Genomic DNA, 18590 nt, shown 5'->3' with positions numbered 1-18590 from the left:
TTTTTTGCCAAGTCAACCGAAACAGTCGTAAGCTGCATGAGGACGCTCCCTTCCGCTAAGTGTGGGTAACACTTTAACTTTGGCACATAGATGCCGTTAGGAAGGGGGCGTCCATTCCATTACCACAGAAGTCCTGCTTACCACAAAAGGTCTATTCACCACAGAAGGCCTGCTCGGCAAAAGAACCCACTCAGCACAAGAAACCGCTCAGCAAAGATTGGTGGCACCGCGCTTCCCTGTGGCGAGCAAGCTTGCTTGCGCTGGCCTGCGCAGCGGCCCCAAAGCCAGGCGCTGAAGTGTTACCTGTTATTCGAACTTATCGATGCGTGTATCGGCGTAGAAAAACTCGTTCTTGTCCGTGCTCGATTCGTAGAAGTAGGCGTAATCATTCAGGTAGTACACATGTTCGACGCGGTTGTACTTATCGTCATCGGTGCGGCATGCCAAGGCCTTGGCATTCCCCAGCAGGTTCGGGTTGAGTTCGCGGGCCGGCAATTCGCGTTCGACGACGCAGCGGTTGATCTGCACCTTGTTATAGCTGCCCACCAGGCTGTTGAGTGTCGAGCGGGTGGTCTGGTAGACCACGGTTTCGCCGACCGGCAGGGCCTGCCAATTGCCGGTCAAGCTCAACTGCGTCAAGGTCGAACTTTCCGCCATGCCGGTGCCGCCGTAGGTTGTCTTCGACACCAGCGAGACCAGGTTGCGCCAGCTCACCGACTGGGACTCATAGCCTTCGCCGCGATGGACGATCTGCAGTTGACCACTGGCCTTGTCCTGGCTGATGAAGTGCTCGCTGGTGCTGTTGGACGTCTTGCCTTTGAGAGTCGATGTGCCGGTAAAGTGCACGTACTTCAAGGTACGCGCCGGCTTGTCCTGGTTGAAGGGCGCAAGCGCGGCCAGTACCTGGGGATGCACCGACGACAGGGCGATGATCGCCGGTGCTTTCAGGCGCGGCTTGAAGGGTTCCAGCGTGGCGATTTTCTCGGGGGTGACACACACGGTATTGAACAGCCGCGCATAGTCGGCGTCGCCGCCGGCGATAGGCTGTGGCGTGGGGAAGCTGTCGACCCGGCCATCGCTCACGCGGTTGCGCACGTCCAGATCGTAGCCGGCCAGCTCCTTGTATGTGCCATTGGCGCAAGACACCGCAAAGTGCTCGCGTTTTTGCGCATAAGGTGCGTCGTAGGGCAGGTCGTTGAGCACCGTCGGGTTATCGAAAGCGGCCCAGAAACGGGTTTCTCCCTGCACGGTCTTGATGCTGGCAGCGTCGAGCAGCACCCAGTTGTCGCGCTCATCTTTGCTGACCAGGCGCCAGTCGGGCTTGGGCGTTTCAGCACAGGCGCGGACAAATGTCTGGTTGGTGGCCAAGGTGGCATACAGCGTGTCAGACAGCTTGCGCGCCTCGGTATAGCGCCCGGCTTTGAGCGGGTACACGCGTTGGGAGCCATCGAGGTACAGCAGGTGCAATTGCTTGGACGAGCACGCCGCTTCGAACTGCATGGTGCGCCGCACGCCGCCGGTAGCGTCGGGCATCAGCAGCTCGAAGCTGAGCAAGTCGCCTTCGCGCACGATGCTGTTCTGCACCAATGGTTGAGCCAGGGTGTCGGCGAGCATCTGCTCGACTTTGCCGGACTGGGTGGCACAACCGGACAGGGTGGCGATGCCACCGGCCAGCAACACAGAAGTCAAAACGCGCACAAGAACCTCATTGAGTCCATTCGGGGATGCCAGGGTGACGGCCGCCGGGGGTGAATCTTTAGGTTTTTTTCACGGCCGCTTCGATGGCAGCAATGTCGATCTTGGCCATGCTCATCATCGCGTCAAAGGCACGCTTGGCGGTGGCCGCGTCGGGGTGGGCGATCGCCTGGGTCAACGCCCGCGGTGTGATCTGCCACGACACTCCCCACTTATCCTTGCACCATCCGCAGGCACTGGCCTGACCGCCGTTGTCGATGATCGCGTGCCAATAGCGATCGGTCTCGGCCTGATCATCCGTGGCCACCTGGAACGAAAATGCCTCGGTTTGAGGAAATATCGGCCCGCCGTTCAGCCCCAGGCACGGGAGGCCCATCACGGTGAACTCTACCGTCAGCACATCGCCTTGCTTGCCCGACGGGTAGTCGCCCGGCGCTTTGTGTATGGCGTCTACGCTGCTGTTTGGAAACGTCTTGGCGTAGAAATTCGCCGCCTCTTCGGCCGTGCCGTTGTACCAGAGGCAGAGGGTGTTTTTGCTGGGCATGATCGTTCTCCACAGTGAAGGGGTGGAGATAGTCTAGACCACGTACTTCAAGCCCTGCGGGCCATCAGCAGCACGGATGCCGCTGCCGACAACAACCCCGCGCAACAGCGATTGAACAGCCGTTTGCCCCGCGGCTCGGCAAACCAGCGACGCAGATGCAGGCCCATAAAGGCGTAGAGGCAGATAGCGATCCATTCCAGCCCCAGGAACAGCGCTCCGAGCACGGCGAACTGCGCTGTAATAGGTTGGTTGGGCGCTACGAATTGCGGGAGGAAGGCGGTGAAAATCAGGATGGCTTTGGGGTTGCCCGCCGCAACCAGAAATTCCTGACGCGCCAACGCCCACGTACCGACTTTGGCGGTTGCTGAGTCTACTGGCGCTTCGGGATTGGCGCGCCATAGCTGAAACGCCAGATAGAACAGATACGCCGCGCCGAGAATCTTGATCCCGTAGAACAACAGCTCCGAGGTTTGCAGCACCACTGCCAAGCCCGCAGAGGCCAGCGCGATCATCGCGGCGAATGCCAGCAGGCGGCCGACGCCAGCCAGGCATGAGGTGCGATAGCCGTAGCGGGTCGAGTTGCTGACCGACAGCAGGTTGTTCGGGCCGGGCGCCATGTTCAGCGCAAAGCAGGCGGGGATGAAGAGGGCGAGGGTGGCGAGGTCCATGGCGGCTCCAGGTGCAGGTGAGCGGGCAGCGTTGAGAATAAGGGCAGGTGGGCCGGCCCGACAATTGTTTGAAGACCTTTCAGGTGGGTAACTGCAAGCCGTACCTTACCTCTCCCAGCTTGACGCCACCGCGCTCAAGCGGACGCTGGCTGCCGATGTCCTCTATACAGCCCACCCGGCGATAAAAGCGCCGAGCCCGTTCGTTGCCGCTCAGGACCCAGAGTGTCAGGCGCTCAAACCCCTGCGCCTTCAGCGCTCGCACACCGGCGTTCCACAAGGCCTGCCCGACGCCGGTGTGCCAATGGCCGGCGGCGACGTAAAGGGCTTCGACCTCACCCACATTGCCCCCGACACAATCTCCGTCACGGCTGGCGCCCACGCAGATCCAACCGACAACCTGCTCTTGCAGTTGCGCCACCCATACGCTTGATTCTCCCAACTCAAGCGCGCGCCGCCAGTTGGATTCGCGATGAGCCAGGGTTGCGTCTAGTGAATCCAAGTAGTGGGCAGGCATCAGGTCACGATAGGCGTGCTGCCAACTGTTGATATGCACCTGGGCAACGGCCCGAGCGTCAGAGGGCAGTGCTTTGCGAATCATTGATCGGCTCCTGGTGCGGACATGTATTTCTAGCGGGGTATTTCAATAGGCCGTCCGTTGATGACGGAATAACGCGGGCTTGGGGCAAGCACGACGCGCAGTTTCAGGACTGTGACGCTGCTATCAGTACTGCAAATTTGCCTGGTTATCACCCCACTTAGGGCGCGGTTCAGGGTATCGTGCCGCCAATTTAACGAAGGGACGCGACGTTTCGATGAACAATAAAATGGTTACTTATGCCGCTGCAGCGGTGGGGTTGGTCGTGGTGGTGTCTCTGGCCACCAGTTGGTTCACGGTCGATGAGACCGAGCGGGGTGTGCTGTTGCGTAACGGCGCGATGATAGGGGTGGTGGAACCGGGCCTGTCGTTCAAGCTGCCGTTCATTGAGTCGGTGCGGTTTATCAGCATTCAAAGCCAGGCTACCCAGTACGCCAACCTCCAGGCGTACAGCAAGGACCAGCAGACCGCCAAGTTGCAGGTCTCGGTGTCCTGGCACATCCCTACCAGCGATGTCGCCAAGGTGTACACCAGTTACAAGGACTTGGATGGCGTGCGTGACCGCCTGATCGCCCGTCAGGTGCCGACCCAGGTGGAAAACGTGTTTGGCCAGTACAACGCAGTGTCGGCGGTACAGAATCGCGGCAAATTTGTCGCAGATGTGACCAAGGCCATCCGCGATTCGGTAGTCGGGCCAGTGGTGATCGACAGCGTACAGATCGAGAACATCGACTTCAGCGATGACTACGAACGTTCGATTGCCTTGCGCATGAAAGCCGAAGTGGAAGTCAAAACCCGCGAGCAAATGCTGCAGACCGAGCAGGTGCAGGCGCAGATCCGGGTGACCCAGGCCCAAGCCGAGGCCGACTCGCAATTGGCCCAGGCCAAGGCGGATGCCGAGTCCACGCGCTTGCGCGGCAACGCCGAAGCCGACGCGATCCAGGCCCGCGCCAAGGCCCTGGCCAGCAACCAGAACCTGATCGAGTTGACTAAGGCCGAGCGCTGGAACGGCGTACTGCCGACCACCATGCTGCCAAACAGTACGGTGCCGTTTATCGACGCCAAGCAGGTCGATCGATAATGTTTTGAATGTGGGAGGGGGCTTGCCCCCGATGGCGCCCGGACTGCCGACCACGCTCACGAATCAGCTGCATTCATTCAGGGAAACCCCTCACATGACCTTGCTTGCCCGGCCTATCGATCCACCGCCAGAAAGCCTGATCCGTGACTGGTACGCGAACGCGCAGTTGCTTGATAGTTTTGTCGTGCCTATCGACGCGGCTGACGTCTCCATCAATGACCTCGCCGTACGCGCCTTGGGTTCGCCGCCTGTGTGGTTCAAGGTGCTGATAGCGATCCGCGATGGTGTGATGGGGCCGTTGGGCGTGCGGACCTCCGGCGAGGTGCGTCGCGCCCATTCGGATAAAGCCCATATCGACTTTTTCCCGGTGTTGGAGCAAAGCGCTGACGAAATGGTGCTGGGGGAAAATGACAGTCACCTGGATTTTCGTCTTTCGCTGCTTCGACGACGCGACGAGCGCGGTGAAGTGCTGATCGCCACGACGGCGGTACACACCCACAACCGGCTGGGGCGTATCTACATTCTGCTGATTCGCCCGTTTCACAAGCTGGTGGTGCGGGCAACGCTGATGCGTTGCCGCCGTCAGCGCTAGCGCCGGCGGGGGGGGGCCGTCGACGCGTGTTGCCTGAAGCCTCAGAAACTGTACTTGGCCGTGAGCATCATGTTGCGCGGGTTGCCGTAGGCGTCGCCGCCATAGCTCGCCGAGTTGGCGATGGTGGAGTAGTAGCGCCGGTCGAAGATGTTGTTGGCGTTGACCTGCAGGTCGAGGTGGTCGTTGACCTTGTAGCCGGCCATCAGGTCGGTGACGGCGTAGGCGCCTTGTTGCAGGCGGTAGGTGCTGCCGTTGGCCAACGGGATATCGTTGTACAGGCGGCTCTGCCAGGAAATGTTGCCGCCCACCCGCAGTTTTTCCAGTGGGCCCTGGAAGTTGTAGCGGGTGGTCAACTTAAACAGGTGTTCCGGGACGTCGGTATCGAACTGCTTGTTGACCAACTGCGGCTTGGCGTCGTCCTTGATGGTGTGGGTGCGTGCGTAGGTGTAGCCACCACCGACCTGCCAGTTTTCGGTCAATGCGCCTTGCAGTTCGAAGTCGATACCCTGGCTGCGGATCTCACCTGATGCCTGGGAGCACGAAGCCTGCGGGCAGTTCGGCACCACCACCTGCACAGCACGGTTTTCCTGGTCGATGCGGAACAGCGCAACGCTAGCGTTCAGCGCGCCGCCCAGGTATTCGCCCTTGATGCCGACCTCATAGTTCTTGCCAACGATGGGCTTGAGCGGCGCGGCGCCGGTGTCCTTTTCTTTTTGCGGGGTGAAGATGTCGCTGTAGCTGACGTACACCGAGTGGTGATCGTCCAGCTCGTAGATCAGGCCGGCGTAGCGCGTAAGGTTGCGGGTGACGTGGAAGTCGCCGTCGCCGTCGCGATTATCGTAGTCGTACCAGTCCAGGCGCCCGCCGAGGATCAACTTCAACGGGTCGGCCAGGCTCAGGCGCGTGGTGACGTAAACGCTGTCCTGGGTGGTGACTTCGCGCTGGTTGTTGGTGTGGACGAAGTCCGGCTTGCCTGCGGTGAGTGGCCAGTTGAGGTCGTAGGGGCTGTAGTTGTGGGTGGTCATGTCGTAGATGCGCTTGCTCGCGCCGACCACCAGTTCATGGCTGCGCCCGAATGCCTGGAACGGGCCGCTGACAAAGGCGTCGACCCCGGCCTGGTTTTCGTCGTACTTGGCCTGGTACACCGTACGTGCCAGGGAGTTGTTGACCCAGCGCGATTGGTACGAGCCGGAAAACAGCGCGTTCTGTTCGGCATAGTTGGCGTTGACTTGCAGGTTCCAGTCATTGGCCAGGCGCTGGCGCAGTTCGGCGAAGACCGTGTTGATTTCCTGATCCTTGTTTTCCCAATCGGTGCCGGGGTTGTAGGAGCGCGGCAGGTCGAGGTGATGGCCGTCCTGGCCGATCATCGAGGCGCCCCAGAAGTAGTTGGTTTTGTCCTTCTGGTTGGAGAAGCCCAAGGTCAGGGTGGTGTCTTCGCTCAGGTCGGCTTCGGTGACCGCATAAAACAGGCCGTGACTGTTTTCGGCCTTGTCGATAAAGCTGTTGGCGTCGCGGTACGACGTCACCACTCGGCCGCGCAGGGTGCCGCTGTCGTTGAGCGGGCTGGAAGCGTCGAGTTCGCCGCGATAATCGTCCCAACTGCCGGCTGCGCCGGTGAGGGTAACTTTCTGCTCATCCAACGGACGCTTGCGGATCATGTTGATGGCGGCTGACGGGTTGCCCGCGCCAGTGACCAGGCCAGTGGCGCCGCGCACCACTTCAACGCGGTCGAACATCGCCAGGTTCGGCTGCGCACCCACCGACGCGCCGTTGTAACCACTGGGGATGCCGTCATACATCAGGTTATCGATGTCGAAGCCCCGGGAGGTGTAGGTCTGCCGACCAGGGCCGTCGGAGTAGTTCAAAAACAGACCAGGCGTGGCGTTGACCACGTCATTGATGCTGGTCATCGCCTGGTCGTCCATGCGCTGACGGGTGATCACGGTGACGGCCTGCGGGGTTTCGCGCAAGGTCAGTGGCAGCTTGGTTGCGGTACTCATCGAGCCGGTGGTGTAGGACTGGGTGCCTTCGGTGGTCTGGCCCAATTGGCCTTCGCCGGAAATTTGCGTGGCGCCCAGTTCCAGCGTGGTGGCCGGTGCTTCTGCGTCGGCGGCGTAAGCCGCGTGGGTGGTGGCCAGACAGACCGCCAATGTCATCAGACTAAGTGAAAAACCATTGCCGCCGTGTGATTGCACAGACATGAAACTGACTCTCCCCGAGTGCCGTCCGTGGCTAATAAGAAATATGTTGAGAACTATTCGCGTTAGTCTGGCAGAATCAGTCTGTAGGAAAAAGCCTTAGGGAAGAATTAGTTAACGAATTTTTCACATGTTGGTGGGTGGCGTTTGGCCGCTATCGAGATGGAAAGGGCGCGAACCGCAGTGGTCCCGCCCTTGTTTTGAGAGGATTGAGATCAGCCGGTTTGGCGCCTTCAAGGCGCCAGTCGGGTGAACACATAGTCGTGGTCCTTCACCAGTGCCTGATGACACGCGAAGCAGGTTTGATGCTGTGCCTCATCGGCCGGTTGGCCGTTGATGAAACGGCCAAAACCCCAGCCGCCGGTGGCGGCGTATTTCTTCGAGTCCTTGACCATAAATTGCAGCGTGGTCGCCGCGCCGGGGATTGATGCGCTTTTGAACGCCGGTGACGGTGTGTGCTTCCACGCAAGCTTGGCCAGCACGGTGCCGTCGGGGAAGGGCAGCTTGCCGTCACGGTAGGCTTTGAGAGCTGCGCTGTTGCCCAGCACCACGCGCAGTTCGTTGAGTGGTTCGGCTTCCTGGGCCGGCGCCACCAGTTCCCATTGACGATAGCCGTCGGGAATGGTGACCCCGTAGATCGGCGAAGCCGCGCCCTCGGCCAATGCCAGGCTGCCGGCGCCGCCGGCCAGGGTGAGGGCGGCGATACACAGGCGCTTCATCACAAGTGATCCGCGTCGATCACCGCTTTGGCGAACGCGTCTGGCGCTTCCTGCGGCAAGTTGTGGCCGATGCCGCCGTTGATCAGGCGGAACTGATACTTGCCGGTGAACCGTTTGGCGTAGTCTTCGGGCGCCGGGTGCGGAGCGCCGTTGGCGTCGCCTTCCAGGGTGACGGTGGGTACCTTGATCGCGGGCGCCTTGGCCAGTTGCTGTTCCAGCGGCTCGTATTGGGCCTCGCCATGTACCAGTCCCAGGCGCCAGCGGTAGTTGAACAGGGTGATTGCCACATGATCGGGGTTGTCCAGGCCCTTGGCGCTGCGCTCGAACGTGGCATCGTCGAACGCCCACTTTGGCGAGGCGGTCTGCCAGATCAACTTGGCGAAAGCGTGGGTGTTCTTCTGGTAACCGGCGGCGCCGCGTTCGGTGGCGAAGTAGAACTGATACCACCACTGCCGCTCGGCTTTGGGCGGTAATGGGTTCTGGCCGGCTGCTTGATTGCCGATCAGATAACCGCTGACCGACACCAGCGCCTTGACCCGCTCCGGCCACAGCGCCGAGACGATATCCGCCGAGCGTGCGCCCCAGTCATAGCCCCCCAGTACCGCTTGTTTGATCTTCAGCGCGTCCATGAAGTCGATCACATCCTTGGCCAGCGCCGCCGGTTGACCGTTGCGCGGGGTGGCGTCCGACAGGAACCGCGTACCGCCGTAACCTCGCGCATAGGGGATCAGCACGCGGTAACCCTTGGCCGCGAGCAACGGCGCCACCTGCGCATAGCTCTCAATGTCATAGGGCCAGCCATGCAGCAAGATCACCGTCGGGCCATTGGCCGGGCCTACCTCGGCGTAGGCCACGTCCAACAGACCGGCCCTGATGTGCTTAAGTGCGCCCAGGGCGGAGGAGGGCGCGGTTTGCATCGGTGTGTTCAGCTCGGGCATTTCGGCCCGAGCCAGGCTGACCATGCCCAGAGGCAGCAGTGCCAAGGCCAGGACCAGGGGGTGGCGTGTGAAGCGACGGGTCGACGGGGTATACATGGTGAGCCTCCTGCGGCGGGATAGATACCTGGCGCACAGTTGAACGCGGGGCTGTATCTGGCCTGTTTCAGCAAACTCGCCGGGTCAAAGGTTATGTATCGCAGCGGGCCCTATACACACTGCGATACAAAGGCGCGGTCAAAACTCCATGCGCAGGCCCAGCGTGCCTTGGCGCCCATTGAAGGCATTGCTGTCCAGATTGCGGTTGTAACCGACCTCGCTGTACAGGCTGATGCCTTTCGCCACCCTTAGGCTGGCGCCGACGCTGAGGCCCAGGGTGGTGGATTTCTGCTCGGTGTCGATGTCTGTCAGGTGGTCAAAGGTGACGGTGTTCTGCCCCGCGCTGGTGTGCCACACATTGGCCCGCGCATAGGGTTCGAAGGGCATGCCGCTGACCTGGTATTTACCCCGCAGGCGTAGGCCCAGGCGTGTGGTGACGCGGGTGTCGGCGCTGAAAGACACATCGGAAACCCCGTCGTTCTGCCGATCCAGCTTGGTCTTGCCGATGATCACCTGAGCCTGGGGCTCTGCAGTCCAGGTGTCGTTGATCGGCAGCGGCCAACCGACTTCGGCGGAGGCGGTGACGTCGTGGCCGCGGGTCTTCATCTTCACCCCACGGTCCGATTCATTGTGGCCGTCGAAGCGCGCGCCCATCAGCACCAGATCCAAATATGCCTGGTTGGCGCCGATCAGCGTCCAGTACACGCCCAGACTGTCGCCGCGCAAGGTGGTGTTCCCAGTGTCCTGGTCCTTGCGCGCGTCACTGAAGCCTTTGACGTCGCCTTTGAGGGTGCTGTGGCCGACGAAAAAGCCGGCCCGCTGCTGCAAGCCGTTGTCGAGGACGCCGGCGTAGACATCGGTGCCCACCTGGAATCCGGACACGGAACTGTCCAGCGTTGGGCTGACGGTGCCGGTGTAGCTTTGTCGGCTGCTGTTTCCATATACCCGGCCCCAGCCGGCCGCGAAGGCGCCGGTTTGCTGTTGCTGAAGCTGGTCGCCCAGGCGTTCGTGATAAGTGCCCAGCATGGCCTGAACTACCTGTTGCACGGCTGGGAACAATACGGCATAAACCGACACTTCGGGGCGGTAGATGGGCAGTGGGTCGACTCCGGGGTTTGGCGGCAGCGGCGGTTCGCCAGGGATGATGCCCGGCAACGGGCCGATAATCACCGGGTCGATCGGCACCTGTGGGATGGTCGAGCGCAGGTAATAGTTTTCTGAGGTTCCGGCCGTGACGCCGCCTTTGAACAGGTAGTAATCAAAGGCGCCAGCGGACACCGGTTTGCCGAGTGTAAATGCAGTACCGCTGCTGGTGGCACCGTTGAGGGCCTGCACCACCTGGATGCCATCCTGTAACGAGGCCGCCCCTGTGCCGCCCAGGTTGGTGACGTTGATCAGCGTATTGCCCTGCATCGTGCCCTGGCTGACCACCAGTTTGTCGCTGGGCGAACCGTCGCCGCCCAGCTTGCTTTGCAACAGGAGCTGCCCACCATTGCCGGTGTAATTGCCCTTGATGGTCAAGCTGTCGGCGGTACTGGAACTGCCGGTGCTCATATCAATGGTACCGCTGTTGGTGACATTGACGGCTTGGCCGTCGGTGAACGGCGCGATCACACCGGTGTTCACCAACAGTTGACTGGCGCCGTCGATTGTCAGTTTGCCGGTGCCTGTGGCGCTGTCGCCCAAGGTGAGCGTGCCGCCCAGTGTCAACTGCGAGCCGTTGTCCAACTGGATGGTTTCCCAATTGGGAAACAAGCCCGGATCGGCGGCCTTGGTGTTGTCCAAGGTCAGCGTGTCATTGCCAAGGCCACCGTCGATCAGTTGGGCAGGGGCCAGTTGTGCGTTGACCAGACCTTTGAGCAGCGCTTTATCGTCGCCATCGGCCAACAGTACGAAAGAGTGCAGATTGCCTCCCGACCACTCGAAAGTGTCATTCCCAGCGCTCATCAGTATGCGTCCGTTGACGTCGCCACCCGAGACTTCCACCCTGTCATCGCCGCCGCTGACGCTGATATTGCCCCCTACAAAGGCCGTACCCGAAATCAGAATGGTGTCCAGGCCGAAACCGGTCACCAGGTTGCCAATGATTCTGCCCCCGGACATATCGAACGTATTGTTATCCAGCTTCATGTCGACGCGGCCGATGCTGCCGCCGGACATCAAGGCGTAATCCCCATCTTCGAAAGCACCGGTGATGGTGCCGCCACTCATGCTGAACGTGTCGAATCCGTCGCCCTGAGCGAGCGACGCGACAGTGCCACCGCTCATTGCAAAATCGTCGGTGCCGGCGCCCTGAGTGAAGGCTCCTCCCACGCTGCCGCCGCTGATCTGTGCTATATCCCGGCCCGCGCCCTGGCTGACAGAGCCGCTGATATCGCCGAGGATTGAGCGGAAGATATTGCTGCCGTCACCCATGGAGAGGTTGCCCGTGATACCTGCGGTAGGCCCGCTAATGTCAACCAAGTCGTTGTTGGCGCCGAACGTCACGTTACTGGTGAGTCGACCCGAGCCGCTGATGTTGAGGGTGTTGTTGCCACCGTTATCGGTATAGCCCGGCGCGCTGCCGCTGTCGCAGGTGGAGATATCGTCGCCCGCCGTGTTGTTGATCGAGCAGGCGCCCTGAGCAGGCGGGGGCAAGGTGATCAGGGCAAAGGTTGAGACAATGCCCAAGTACAGCCAGGAACGTGTCCGTGTGCGCATGATCCATCCTCATTCGAGAGGGGCTTGCCCCATTCGCCTGAAGGCTAGGGGCGGGTCATGCCATGACAACGGGATGAGCGATACGAGGCAGGGAATACGGGTTACCTGTTCGAAAACACCGGCCAATGCAAGGGGTTGGCATGGCTTTCTCGACTGCATCTGAGCTTGTGCAGTTTTTCCCACCTTAGTCACACATCGCGTCAGGCGCCACTGTCAGAAATAACAGGTATAGACGAGTGTCTGGCTAGGCAAACACAATCTCATAAGGCTCGCGCATCCGCTCCAGCAACACCTGCGCCAGTATCGGTGCCAGGCCGATCTGCGGGTCGCCCGCCAGCTGGCTGGCATAGGCATGGGCGGCATGGAGTTTGCGCGCCACGCTCCAGGTGTCCAGGCGCACTTTGCGCGCGCGTTGCCAGGGGATCATCGCGCTTTCAGTGGCCGGCCAATGCCAGGCCCAGACGGGCACCTCATATAACCGCGCACCCACCAGGTCGCAGGCTCTGGCCGCGGCGCGCCCGACGCTGTCGTGGTCGCTGTTGCCATCGTTGCACCAAGTGGTGAACACCACGTCGCCAGGGTGCAGGTAACGCGCGATAAATTGGCTTAGTTGCGGTTCACGGGCGGCCAGGGCGTTGTCGCTGAAGCCGCCACGGATCCACTTCAGGCTGTGCAATGGCATGCCCAAGCGGCGCAAGGCTTCAGCGCTTTCCTGGGGCCGCACCACGCTCAAGCGGCTAGCCGGCCACACTTGGGAGCCGGGGTGGCTGGCGCTGCCATCGGTAATAGAGATGAGTTGCAGCGGGTGTTCCAGGTTGCTGAACAGTTGCAATAAACCACCGCAGGTAAGAACTTCGTCCCCAGGGTGGGGCGCGATGATCACTACGCGGGCGCCGGGGGGCACCAAGGTGGACGGCGCGACCGGGGTAATTTGCGCCAGCTGCGGCGCACTGTTCCAGATTTGCGGAGGGCCGCGACGGCCTTCGCTCAAAGAGGCAGGCTTCATGGGTGTCACATCCTTGTCGGTTGATGCGCGGTCGTCAGCCGTTGACGGCACGACTCTCTTATTGTCACCACAGACTCCGCCGTGGTGGGTGCTTGGCAATCCAACCCTGAATTACCAGCAAGGCGTCATCAGCATAGACAAGGTTGCGGCGCTTTTCAGTGAGGCCTCAGGTTTTTTTCAGGTAACCGGCAGCAGGGTTTTTAGAAAATCGCCGAAACCGCCCCGGGCGCGGGCGTCCAGGCGTGCACTGGTGATCACTTGCGGGCGGTGGCTCCACGCGATTGATGCCCCGCAGCGCTCAAGTTCGCGTACCAGATGTACGTCTTCATGGCAGGCCAAAGGCTCAAACCCTCCGGCGCGCACATAAGCACTGGCGCTTACCCCAAGGTTGGCGCCGTGGATATGCCGATGGCCGTCCCGTGCTTCGTAACCCTGGTGATAACGAATCTGGGCGGCCGGATCGAAACCCTCGCTCCAGGCATCCACCGTGACCGTGCCGCATACCGCGTCTACGTTCAATGCCAACTGCGCGGCCAGCCAGTCCGGTGCCACGCGGCTGTCGGCGTCGGTGCTGGCGATCCAGCGTGCGCCTTGATTCAACAAATGCCGCGCGCCGACGCCACGGGCATGCCCGACATTGCGCGCCTGTACCTCCAGGCACTGCACGGGGTAAGCCTGGGCGATGGAGGCGCTGGCGTCGCTGCAGCTGTCGAGCATGACCAGCACCTGCACGGTTTCGCCCCGCAAGTCCGGGTGCCGTGTGGCAATCAACGCGGCATCCAGGCAATCGGCCAACAGCGCTTGTTCGTTATGCACCGGGATCAGAATGCCAATCATCGCAAGCCCTCAAGGGTGGCGACCGAGGTACCGTCGCGGCTCCACAGGTCGAGGAGAAAATCCTGTTCTGGGTGGCTGGCCACACGGGGCATGTCCAGGCGTTGGTCCAACATGGCATGCACCTGCTCGGCGGTTTGCGGGCAACCGTCGATGGGCGGGCGCCAATGGCAGGCGAGGATCTGCCCGTCGGCAGTCAGGCTGGCCAGCGCGCACTCGATCACCCGACCCAAGTCATCGGCGTCCAGGTAGTAGCACAGTTCGCTGAGCACGATCAGGTCAAATTGGCCCGCCGGCCACTCTTGCGGTAAACGGCTCTGGTGCACCTGGGCATGGGTAAACCCGAGCAGCCGAGTACGCGCCAGCGCCACGGCGGCCGCGGCGGTGTCGCAACACAACAAACGATCGCCGCGCGCGGCCAGCTCAACGCTCAGCTCACCATTGGCACAGCCAGGTTCGAAGATCGAGGCGTAGCGTGGCTTGGTCAGCAAGGCCAGGGTCAGGGCGCGTTTACGCCGCTCGTACCAACGCTGACGAAAGGCCCAGGGGTCATCATTGTCGGCGAACAGTTGATCGAAATACCGGGTGGCCACACTCATACGAATACCACTTCAAAAGGTTGCAGCAAGCGTTCCACCACATAGGGGGCCAGCACCGGCGGCAAGCCGATCTGCGGATCACCCTCCAATTGGCTGGCGAACGCATGGATGGCGTGACGCTTGCGCGCCACCGCTGCACAGGTGAGGGGGATTTTGCGCGCGCGGTGCCAGGGCACCAGGGCGTCTTCGGCGGTTGCCCAGTGCCAGGTCCACACCGGCAACTCGTACAGTCGCGCGCCCACTGCTGCGGCGGCTTTGGCGCTGGCGCGGCCCACCGCCTCATGGTCGCAATGGCCGTCTTCGCGCCACGTGGTGAACACCGCGTCGGTGGGCTTGAGATAACGCTGAATAAACCCCACCAACTCGTCCTCCCGCGCCGCCACTTGGCTGTCGCTCAAGCCTGCGCGCAGCCATTTGAGACTATGCAGCGGCACCCCCAAGCGATGCAGGGCCTGGGCCGACTCCTGCGGGCGCACCACGCTCAATCGCTCCACCGGCCAACGTTGCGAGCCAGGGTGGCTGGCGCTGCCGTCGGTCACCGAGATCAACTGGATCGGCCGCTCCAGCGCCGCCAGGCCCTGCAACAGCCCGCCGCACCCCAGCACTTCGTCGTCCGGATGGGGCGCGATAATCACCGCGCGATGGCCTTCCGGGACCAATTCCTCAACGCTGATAGAGGGCAACGCCGCCAGGCGCGGTGACGTCTGCCAGTGCTGCAACGGCGTGCCCTGGCCGACGATCGGGTTGGCTCTCATAGCTGCCACCTCTCGCTGGATTGGCCGGCGACCCATTCGCCCAGGGCCGCCAGGTCGCGTTCGGCATGACTCTGGCGCACGTACACCGGCAGATCCGCCATCAATTGGGCCATGTGCGGGTCCTGGCAATACGGCCCGGCACCGACTGCACGGCCGACATGGCGGATCACCTGCTCGACAGTGTCCTCGATGCAGGCGCGGGTCTGTTGGGCCAGCTCCCTGGCATCGGCCTTGGGGGCGCGGTCGATGCGTTCGGCGGCGTCGCGTAACACGCAGGCGGCGGCGTGTAGGGCACTGTCCACCGCGCCCAAGTGCGCCAGGGCATGGGGCTCGGCGCGCCGCGCACAGTGTTGCTGCAGCACTTGGCCCAGTTGCTGCGCCGCGCCGTACCAGCACGCCGCGATACCGACGCCGCCTTGCCAGAAACCGGGGCGGGCGAGGTAGTCGCCAGGCCCACCCACGGCAACAGCGCTGGCATTGTCGAAGACAACCTCGACACTGCCGGTGGCCGCCATGCCCACGGCATGCCAGCCTTGATCGGTCACACAAACGCCCGGTTGTTGCATGGGTACCGCCACCAATTGCTGGCGGTCCTGCTCATCCCAGGCGGTCAATAATCCATGACTGACCACCGCCGCGCCGGAGCACCAGGCTTTACGCCCGTGCACCCGCAAGCAATGGCCGTCGTGTTGTACACGCACCTTGGCGGTGGGCGGTTCGGCGGCCCATGTGCCCCAGGTACTGCCCTGGGGCGTCGGGAGGCTGCCGAGTTCGGCCATGATCGCCAAGGCATCGGTGTGGCCTTCGAACAACTTGCACAGGCGCAAGTCGTGCGCGGCCACATCGGCCAGACGCCTGAATCGCTCCAGGGTCTGGCCGCCGCCGGGTAGCGGCAACCGGTCCAGCCCTTGGGCCACCAAGGCCTTCAGGGCTGCGCCGAGCGCCTCGGTGTCGGCGTAACCACGCCCGCCATCCAGGCTTCCCTGCCAGTTCATCTCACACCTCGTCGTCGCGCTGCAATTCGAACAGCAGCAGTGAGCGGCCGGTTACGGCGTACTCGTGATCGAAGTTAAAGCGCTCCTGAGCCTTGATTGCCGTGTCGTTGGTGTCCAGCAGGCAGGTCCAGAACTCACCTTCGGGCACTGGCGGCAGACGGAAATTGACCATGTCGTGGTGGGCATTGACCACCAGCAACAAGGTAGCGTCGGCGCCAGCGCGGCGGATACCGGTTTCCTGAGCGCGGCCGTCCATCAGCATGCCCAGGCAACGGCCATTGCTGTCCTGCCATTGCTCGGTGCTCATTTCGTTGCCATCCGGCGCCAGCCAGGTGACGTCTTTCACGCCGATGTCTTCGTTGTAATCGCCCACCAGGAAGCGGCCACGACGCAGGATCGGATAGGCCAGGCGCAGCTTGATCAAGCGCTTGACGAACTTGAGCAGGGCTTTGCCGTCGTCATCCAGATCCCAGTTGACCCAACCGATCTCGCTGTCCTGGCAATAGGCGTTGTTATTGCCGTGCTGGGTGCGGGCGAACTCGTCACCGGCGACGATCATCGGCGTGCCTTGAGCCAGCAGCAGGGTGGCGAAGAAGTTACGCATCTGGCGCAGGCGCAGGGCGTTGATTTCCGGGTCGTCGGTAGGGCCTTCGACGCCATGGTTCCAGGACAGGTTGTTATTGCTGCCGTCTTGGTTGTTTTCGTCGTTGGCTTCGTTGTGCTTGTCGTTGTACGACACCAAATCATGCAGGGTGAAACCGTCGTGGGCGGTGATGAAGTTCACCGAGCTGTACGGCCGGCGCCCGCGATGGTTGAACATTTCGCCCGATGCTGTCATACGCCCGGCGAAGTCCGCCAATTGGCCGTCATCGCCTTTCCAGAAGGCGCGCACGGTATCGCGGAAACGGTCGTTCCATTCCACCCAGCCCGGTGGGAAGTTGCCCACTTGGTAGCCGCCGGGGCCGCAGTCCCAGGGTTCGGCAATCATTTTCAGTTGGCGCAGTATCGGGTCCTGACGGCAGGCCACAAGGAAGCTGTGACGTTCGTCGAAACCGTCGCGATAACGCCCGAGAATGGTCGCCAGGTCGAAGCGGAAACCGTCCACGTGCATTTCCGTGGCCCAGTAGCGCAGGGAGTCGGTGACCATTTGCAGCACGCATGGGTGGCTGAGGTCGAGGGTGTTGCCGGTGCCGGAATCATTGATGTAGAAGCGCTTGTCATCGGGCATCAAGCGATAGTAGGAGGCGTTGTCGATGCCGCGCATGGACAGGGTCGGGCCACGCTCGTTGCCTTCGGCGGTGTGGTTGTAGACCACGTCGAGGATCACTTCCAGCTTCTGCTCGTGCAGGTGCGCGACCATCTCCTTGAACTCGGCGATCTTGCCGCTGGCCAGGTAGCGTGGGTCGGGGGCGAAGAACGCGATGCTGTTGTAACCCCAATAGTTGGTCATGCCTTTTTCCAGCAGATGCTGGTCATTGACGAAGGCGTGCACCGGCAGCAGCTCGACCGAGGAGATCCCCAGTTGGCGAATATGCTTGAGCACGTCGTCTTCCATCAGGCCGGCGCAGGTGCCGCGCACCGATTCGCCCACGGACGGGTGACGCATGCTGATGCCGCGCAGGTGGGTTTCATAAATGATCGTGCGGTCCCATGGCACCCGCACCGGCTGATCGTTGCCCCAGGTATGGGCCGGGTCGATCACCTTGCACTTGGGCACGAAGGGCGCGCTGTCGCGTTCGTCGAAGCTCAGGTCGTCATCCGGGTGGCCGATGGTGTAGCCGAACAGCGCTTCGGACCATTTGAGTTCGCCCACCAGTTGCTTGGCGTAGGGGTCGATCAGCAATTTGTGGTGGTTGAAGCGGTGACCGTTGGCCGGATCGTAAGGGCCGTATACGCGGTAGCCGTAAATCAGCCCAGGGTGGGCGTCGGGCAGGTAACCGTGGAAGATTTCATCGGTGTATTCCGGCAGCTCGATGCGCTCCAGTTCGACTTCGCCGCTGTCGTCGAACAGGCACAGTTCGACCTTGGTGGCGTTGGCTGAGAACAGCGCAAAGTTGACGCCCAGGCCATCCCAGGTGGCGCCGAGGGGGAAGGGCAAACCTTCACGAATCCGCGACGGCTCATTGCCCGGCGTCGATGGGGTTTTATCCGGTTTGCTCATGGTGGTGTTGCTCCTGCAAGGGGTCTTTTTTCGGGCCGAGAGCGGCCGTGCTGACGAATTTTCAGCGAACGAGATCAAGTGTGAAGTTAAACCCCCGCCGACAGCGTCGGCGGGAGGGTTGGGCGTCGAAAGGCTGGTTACGGCTTGGGCTTTTTCGGCGCCGCAGGTTTCTTGGTCGCCGGTGCGGCGGGCTTGCTTGCTGCCGCAGCGGGCTTGGGCTTTGCCGCAGGCTTGGCGGTGGCTTTAGGCTTGGCGGCCGGCTTGGGCTTGCTCGGCGTCAAGGCTTCGGATTCGGCCAGCTTGCGCGCCATCTCCCAATGACGTGCGTCCTGACCATGGGGCTTGCCCTCGGACTCCCAGATCTGATGCGCCAATTCGCGGATACGTTTGTCTTCAGTGCTCATCGCAATGCTC

The 18590-nt window shown here is 61.9% G+C and carries 17 protein-coding genes; 2 read left to right on the top strand and 15 right to left on the bottom strand.

Annotated elements, in window-relative coordinates; genetic code table 11:
• Positions 1 to 306: 306 nt before the first annotated feature.
• From FIV35_RS27755 to FIV35_RS27740, 4 genes are all read right to left on the bottom strand, one after another.
• Complete coding sequence (locus tag FIV35_RS27755) at positions 307 to 1698, bottom strand: hypothetical protein (protein WP_034138269.1); 1392 nt, start codon at positions 1696 to 1698, stop codon at positions 307 to 309.
• A 58-nt stretch (positions 1699 to 1756) separates the two neighbouring features.
• Positions 1757 to 2239: a VOC family protein gene (locus tag FIV35_RS27750; protein ID WP_034138268.1), complete on the bottom strand. Its 483-nt coding sequence runs from the start codon at positions 2237 to 2239 to the stop codon at positions 1757 to 1759.
• 47 nt (positions 2240 to 2286) lie between these two features.
• Positions 2287 to 2907 carry a LysE family translocator gene (locus FIV35_RS27745; RefSeq protein ID WP_034138267.1) on the bottom strand — a complete coding sequence of 207 codons (621 nt, stop codon included), beginning with the start codon at positions 2905 to 2907 and terminating at the stop codon, positions 2287 to 2289.
• Positions 2908 to 2986: 79 nt separating this feature from the next.
• A complete protein-coding gene (locus FIV35_RS27740) occupies positions 2987 to 3505 on the bottom strand; it encodes a GNAT family N-acetyltransferase (protein WP_034138266.1) in 519 nt (172 codons plus the stop codon).
• A gap of 226 nt (positions 3506 to 3731) precedes the next feature.
• Between FIV35_RS27740 and FIV35_RS27735 the strand changes: the two genes are divergently transcribed.
• Both FIV35_RS27735 and FIV35_RS27730 read left to right on the top strand, forming a co-directional pair.
• Positions 3732 to 4583 (top strand): prohibitin family protein, encoded by an 852-nt coding sequence (locus tag FIV35_RS27735; protein WP_375139324.1) that lies wholly within the window; start codon positions 3732 to 3734, stop codon positions 4581 to 4583.
• A 94-nt stretch (positions 4584 to 4677) separates the two neighbouring features.
• Positions 4678 to 5175, top strand: a complete 498-nt coding sequence (locus tag FIV35_RS27730; RefSeq protein WP_034138264.1) for a DUF2867 domain-containing protein — start codon at positions 4678 to 4680, stop codon at positions 5173 to 5175.
• Positions 5176 to 5216: 41 nt separating this feature from the next.
• Here the strand turns inward: FIV35_RS27730 and FIV35_RS27725 are convergent, their stop codons facing one another.
• The 11 genes from FIV35_RS27725 to FIV35_RS27675 form a co-directional block, all read right to left on the bottom strand.
• Positions 5217 to 7376 (bottom strand): TonB-dependent siderophore receptor, encoded by a 2160-nt coding sequence (locus FIV35_RS27725; RefSeq protein ID WP_034138263.1) that lies wholly within the window; start codon positions 7374 to 7376, stop codon positions 5217 to 5219.
• 230 nt (positions 7377 to 7606) lie between these two features.
• Entirely contained in the window at positions 7607 to 8092 is a 486-nt protein-coding gene (locus FIV35_RS27720; RefSeq protein WP_034138262.1) for a cytochrome P460 family protein, read from the bottom strand.
• Positions 8092 to 9126: an alpha/beta fold hydrolase gene (locus FIV35_RS27715; RefSeq protein ID WP_034138261.1), complete on the bottom strand. Its 1035-nt coding sequence runs from the start codon at positions 9124 to 9126 to the stop codon at positions 8092 to 8094. Before FIV35_RS27715 ends, FIV35_RS27720 begins: the two co-directional genes overlap by 1 nt.
• A 138-nt stretch (positions 9127 to 9264) precedes the next feature.
• Positions 9265 to 11826 carry an autotransporter family protein gene (locus tag FIV35_RS27710; RefSeq protein WP_034138260.1) on the bottom strand — a complete coding sequence of 854 codons (2562 nt, stop codon included), beginning with the start codon at positions 11824 to 11826 and terminating at the stop codon, positions 9265 to 9267.
• A gap of 244 nt (positions 11827 to 12070) precedes the next feature.
• The gene (locus FIV35_RS27705; protein ID WP_034138259.1) at positions 12071 to 12832 is read right to left on the bottom strand and encodes a PIG-L deacetylase family protein; all 762 of its coding nucleotides are present in this window, start codon (positions 12830 to 12832) and stop codon (positions 12071 to 12073) included.
• Between the two features lie 177 nt (positions 12833 to 13009).
• Complete coding sequence (locus FIV35_RS27700; RefSeq protein ID WP_034138258.1) at positions 13010 to 13669, bottom strand: glycosyltransferase family 2 protein; 660 nt, start codon at positions 13667 to 13669, stop codon at positions 13010 to 13012.
• Complete coding sequence (locus FIV35_RS27695; RefSeq protein WP_034138257.1) at positions 13666 to 14265, bottom strand: SAM-dependent methyltransferase; 600 nt, start codon at positions 14263 to 14265, stop codon at positions 13666 to 13668. Before FIV35_RS27695 ends, FIV35_RS27700 begins: the two co-directional genes overlap by 4 nt.
• Positions 14262 to 15020: a PIG-L deacetylase family protein gene (locus FIV35_RS27690; protein ID WP_034138256.1), complete on the bottom strand. Its 759-nt coding sequence runs from the start codon at positions 15018 to 15020 to the stop codon at positions 14262 to 14264. The genes FIV35_RS27695 and FIV35_RS27690 overlap by 4 nt, the downstream gene beginning before the upstream one ends.
• Positions 15017 to 16015: an acyl-CoA dehydrogenase family protein gene (locus tag FIV35_RS27685; RefSeq protein WP_034138255.1), complete on the bottom strand. Its 999-nt coding sequence runs from the start codon at positions 16013 to 16015 to the stop codon at positions 15017 to 15019. Before FIV35_RS27685 ends, FIV35_RS27690 begins: the two co-directional genes overlap by 4 nt.
• Position 16016: 1 nt before the next feature.
• Entirely contained in the window at positions 16017 to 18176 is a 2160-nt protein-coding gene (gene glgX, locus FIV35_RS27680; RefSeq protein WP_034138254.1) for a glycogen debranching protein GlgX, read from the bottom strand.
• Between the two features lie 137 nt (positions 18177 to 18313).
• A complete protein-coding gene (locus tag FIV35_RS27675) occupies positions 18314 to 18580 on the bottom strand; it encodes a DUF2934 domain-containing protein (protein WP_034098099.1) in 267 nt (88 codons plus the stop codon).
• Between the last annotated feature and the right edge of the window lie 10 nt (positions 18581 to 18590).

This window comes from Pseudomonas rhodesiae (genome assembly GCF_007858255.1).
GTDB lineage: Bacteria > Pseudomonadota > Gammaproteobacteria > Pseudomonadales > Pseudomonadaceae > Aquipseudomonas > Aquipseudomonas rhodesiae.
Note: the sequence above shows the minus strand (reverse complement) of the source record. Positions and strands in the feature narration are given on the sequence as shown.